The sequence below is a fragment of the Streptomyces sp. NPDC057939 genome, assembly GCF_042887545.1.
Lineage (GTDB): Bacteria > Actinomycetota > Actinomycetes > Streptomycetales > Streptomycetaceae > Streptomyces.
In genome coordinates, this window is sequence record NZ_JBHVPG010000115.1 from 1 (window position 1) to 4,849 (window position 4,849).

The window sequence follows — 4,849 nt, forward strand, 5'->3', positions numbered from 1 at the left end:
GGCCGGGAGGCCCCTGCGCGCGCGGTCCCGCCGGCCCCGTCAGGGGGCGCAGGCCCCGACCCGTGCGCGGACCAGGTCCCAGTCGGCGTCCAACCGGGCGGCGCGGGCCCGGGACGCCTCGTCGGTGAAGCGGGAGTGGGCCCGCCGCTCGCGGTAGAGCAGCAGGGTCAGGTTCACCAGGAACCCGGCGACCTCCGCCGCGGGGACCCCGGGCCCGGCGGCCACCGCGTCGATCCGCTCGCGCGCCCCCGGCACCCCGCCCAGCAGCAGCCACAGTTGCGCGAGGTCCGCGCCGGGCAGGAACACGGCGGCGCTCGCCCAGTCGATCAGGGCGTGTCCGCCGGCGGCGCGCACCACGTTCGCGAGAACGAGGTCGCCGTGCCCGATCTCCCGCGGCGGCCCGGCCGACTCCAGGAGCCGGACCACGGCCGCCCCGTGCGCCGCGTCGAGGTCGCCCCGGGCGATGACGCCGTCCAGCATCGGCCGGTAGTCGACGTGCCAGGAGGCGGGTACGTCGGGGCGCCAGCCGCGCAGCCGCCGCACGGCGTCGAGGACTCCCGTCAGGTCCGCTTCCGGCACCGGGGCGGCCGGGAACCGCTCCGGTGCCACCACCCCGCCGGGCAGCCGTTCCAGGACCAGCACCGCGTGCTCCCGGTCGGAGGCGAAGCGCCGGGGCACCGGCACGGGGGGCGGCGACACGTCGAACAGGTCGTACGCCTCGATCTCGCGCAGGCTCTGCCGGCGCCACTCGGGCGTGCGCACCTTCGCGACCACCTCCGTGCCCGCCAGTTCGCCGGAGACCACCAGGGAGGTGCGGCTGCGGTAGACGACCGAGGCCGGTCGGAGCGCGGGGCACACCTCCAGGACCAGGTCCAGGAGTTCCCGTTCGCCCTCGGCGAGGTCGTGGAGGTCGGATGGGGGGTTCGCCTTCAGCACGGTGTGCTCCTCACGTCCGTAGGAAGCCGATGAGGCTCTTGTTGACGGCTTCCGGCTGCTCCAGGTAGCCGTAGTGCCCGCAGTCGGGCAGGACCTCGAACTCGGCGCCGGGGATCGCCTCGGCGACCTCCCGGCCGAGCCGAGGCGGTGAGATGAGATCGTCCTCGAAGGCGATGACCCGGGTCGGGACCCGGATGGCCCGATAGGCCGTCCGCCGGTCCGAGCCGACGGTGATGCCGAGGTGGGCCCGGCTGCCGGGCCCGGAGGCCCGGGTCAGCTCCAGCAGGTCGAGCCAGTCCCGGGCCCGCTGGTCGTCGTCGAGGGTGGTGGGCGACAGCATCTGCATGGCCTCGATGACCGCCTCGTAGGAGGCGGGCAGGCGCACGTCCGTGTCGTACAGCTCGATCTCGGCGCGGGACAGCGCGCTGCGGACCGCGTCCGCGCGCCCCCGGGTGGCCATCAGGACGAGCCGGTCGACGAGTTCGGGCCGGGCCAGTGCGAGTTCCTGGGCGACGTAGGCGCCCATCGAGGTGCCGACGACCTGGCAGGGGCCGAGCCGCAGCTCCTCGATCAGCGCGGCCGTGTCGGCGATCAGGTCGGCCAGGCCGAAGCCGCCGGCGCACTCGTCGCTCGGGGCGATGCCCCGGTTGTCGAAGGTGATGACGCGCAGTCCCGCGGCGACCAGGGCCGGTACCTGGTGCAGGTGCCAGGCCCGACCCTTGCTGCCCGACCCCATGATGAGCAGGACGGCGGGCGCGGTGCGGCCGGAGCCGGTCGGCGCGGCGGGGCCGGCGGCGTTGGCGGCGTTGGCGGCGTTGTCGTAGTAATGGAGCCGGATGCCGTTGACGTCGATGAGGGGCATGGCGTCAGGCCGTTTCGTTCGGACGGGACATGGCGGTGTCTCCTTCGGTGGGCAGCAGCCGATCGGTCAGGGCGCGGGCGATCAGGGCGAGCGCGTCGTCGGACTGGACGAGCCCGAGGTGGTCCGAGTCGACGCCGACGCGGTCGATGCGGCCCGTCGCGTGGGGGCGCCACGACTCGGCGTCGCGGCGGGCGAGCTTCTCCGCGGACACCCGCTCCGCGGACACCACCAGCACGTCGCCGTCGAAACGGCCGGGCAGGTGGCCGCGCATCAGGCCCGCGTTGTTCATGAACACGTCAAGCACCGCGCGGAGTTCGTCCGCTTCGAGGCGGCCCATCGGGTCCCCGGTGGCGTGCAGGAACTCCCGGTAGCGGGCCGCGGGGAAGGCCCCGCCGGCCAGTTCTCCGGGTGTCACGTCGAAGCCGGCGTCGCGCAGGTTGTGGGCGAACACCTCGGCCAGTTCCGGTTCCGCGCCGGCCGTGCGGCGCCGCGGGTAGGAGTCCAACAGGGTCAGCAGCTCCACCTCCTGGCCGCGCCGGCGCAGTTCGTCGGCCATGGCGAAGGCGACGTTCCCGCCGAGCGACCAGCCGAGCAGCCGGTACGGGCCTTCGGGCTGGACGCCGCGGATCAGGTCGGCGTACTCGGCGGCCATCTCCTCCAGGGTGGCGGGCAGCGTGCCGTCACCGTCGAGTCCCGCGGCCTGGATCCCGTACAGCGGGATCCCGGCGGGCAGGTGGCGGACGAGACCCGAGTAGCACCAGCTCATCCCGGAACCGGGATGGACGCAGAACAGCGGACGTTCGGAGCCCGAGGCCCGCAACGGCAGCAGGCGTTCCATCGGCTCGCGGGCGCCGCCGGCGGCGAGCCGCGCCGCGAGGTCCGCGACGGACGGCGCGGCGAACAGGTCCCGCACCGTCATCACCACGCCCAGCTCGGCCCTGACCCGCTCCACGAGCCGGACCGCCAGCAGGGAATGGCCGCCCAGGTCGAAGAACCCGTCGTCGGGATCGACGAGTTCCAGTTCCAGCACCTCGGCGAACAGCCGGCACAGGACCTCCTCGCGCGGTGTGCGCGGCGCCCGACCGCTCGACGCGCGGTACGCGGGCACCGGCAGCGCCCGCCGGTCGAGCTTGCCGTTCGACGTCAACGGCAGCGCGGGCAGCACGGTGACCGCCGCGGGGACCATGTACTCGGGCAGCAGCTCCCGCAGTCGGCGGCGCAACTCGGCCGGGTCCGGGGCGAAGCCGCTCTCCGGGACCGCGTAGCCGACGAGCCGGCGCTCGCCCGGGGTGTCCTCGCGGACCAGCACCGCGGCCTGGGCGATGCCGGGCAGACGGGTCATGGCCACTTCGATCTCGGCGGGCTCGATGCGCATGCCGCGTAGCTTGACCTGGGTGTCGGTGCGTCCCAGGTACTCCAGTTGGCCGTCCCGGTTCCAGCGGACCAGGTCGCCGGTGCGGTACATGCGGCTGCCGGGCGGGCCGTACGGGTTCGCGACGAACCGTTCGCCGGTCAGGGCGGCCCGGCCCAGATAGCCGCGGGCGAGGCCGGGGCCGCTCACGTACAGCTCGGCGGGCACGCCGGGCGCCACGGGCTGGAGGGCCTCGTCGAGGGCGTGGACCGAGGTGTCGGCCACCGGGCCGCCGATCGGCGGGGTGACCGCGCCGGTCAGGGGACCGCTCATCGTCGCGCAGACGGTGGCCTCGGACGGGCCGTACGAGTTGAGCATCAGCCGGCCCGCGGACCAGCGCGCGACCAGCTCGGGCGGGCAGCTCTCGGCGGCCACGACCAGCGTCATCCCGGCGGGCAGCGCCCCTTCGGGGATCAGCTGGAGCACCGCCGGTGGGATCGCGGCGTGCGTGACGGACGCGCGGACCGCCAGCTCCGCGAGTTCCCGTCCGGGGAGGGTCTCCGGGGGTGCGATGACCAGCGTCGATCCGGTGAGCAGGCCCATGGACAGCTCCCAGACCGCACCGTCGAAGGCGGGGGACAGGTGGTGCAGGACCCGGCTGCCGGGGACGACCCCGGCGTACGAGGTGAAGATGTCGACGAGGCCGGGCAGGCCCGCGTGGGTGACGGTGACCCCCTTGGGGCGGCCGGTCGTGCCCGAGGTGTAGATGACGTAGGCCGGGTTGTACGGGGAGAGCGGGGCCGTCCGGTCGGCGTCGGCCGGGTCGCCGGCGTCCTGACCCGCGAGCAGGGCGGCCGTCGCGGGATCGTCCAGCACCAGCCGGGGCACGTCGGTGGCGGGCAGCGTGCCGCCCGTCGCACCGGTGGTCACGAGGACGACGGGGGACGCGTCCCCGAGCGTGCCGGTGATCCGCTCCGCGGGGTGTCCCGGGTCGAGGGGCAGGAAGGCGGCGCCGGCCTTGGCGGTGGCCAGGACGGCCACGGCCAGTTCGGTGGAGCGCGGCAGCGCCAGGGCGACGAGGCGTTCGGGACCGGCTCCGTACGAGACCAGCAGCCGGGCGAGCCGGTTGGCGCGCGCGTTGAGCTCGGCGTACGTCAACGACTCCTCGCGCAGGACGAGGGCCTCGGCGTCGGGGCGCCGGCGGACGTGCTCCTCGAAGAGCGCGGCGAAGCCCGCCGGGGCGAGGTCCTTCGCGGGGCCCTGCGCCCGCGACAGGACCCGGCCGCGCTCCTCGGGTCCCAGGACGTCGATGCGGCTCAACCGCTGGGCGGGGTCCGCCACCGCTTCGACGAGCACCCGGACGAACCGGTCGGCCAGGGCCTGGGCCGTCGAGCGGTCGAAGAGGTCGGTGCTGTAGTCGAGGACGCCGGTGATGCCGGCGGGGGCGTTGTCGCCGTCGCGGCGCTCCGACACCGAGAAGCCCAGGTCGACCTTGGCGGCGGTGGCCGCGCCGCCGGCGCGGGAGATCGTCAGCCCGCCGGGCAGGGCCGGGCCGCCCTGCGCCTCGGGCCCGCGCGGACCGGTGTTCTGCAGGGAGAGGACCACCTGGAAGAGGGGGTGGTGGGAGAGGGTGCGGGTGGGGTTGAGGGCTTCTACGAGGCGTTCGAAGGGGAGGTCCTGGTGGGCGTAGGCGGTGAGGT

Annotated in this window: 3 protein-coding genes; all 3 read right to left on the bottom strand. The window is 74.9% G+C overall.

The features are described from left to right. Window positions 1-39: 39 nt before the first annotated feature. Window positions 40-936, bottom strand: a complete 897-nt coding sequence (locus ACFVS6_RS42815; RefSeq protein ID WP_389711951.1) for a phosphotransferase — start codon at window positions 934-936, stop codon at window positions 40-42. 10 nt (window positions 937-946) lie between these two features. Beyond that, window positions 947-1,798: an alpha/beta fold hydrolase gene (locus tag ACFVS6_RS42820; protein WP_389711952.1), complete on the bottom strand. Its 852-nt coding sequence runs from the start codon at window positions 1,796-1,798 to the stop codon at window positions 947-949. Window positions 1,799-1,802: 4 nt separating this feature from the next. Further along, a partial coding sequence (locus tag ACFVS6_RS42825; protein ID WP_389711953.1) for an amino acid adenylation domain-containing protein occupies window positions 1,803-4,849 on the bottom strand: 3,047 nt, incomplete at its 5' end.

What these genes read in the sequence shown, in the direction of transcription:
- ACFVS6_RS42820 (WP_389711952.1), bottom strand. Translation starts at nt 1,798, where the DNA reads ATGCCCCTCATCGACGTCAACGGCATCCGGCTCCATTACTACGACAAC.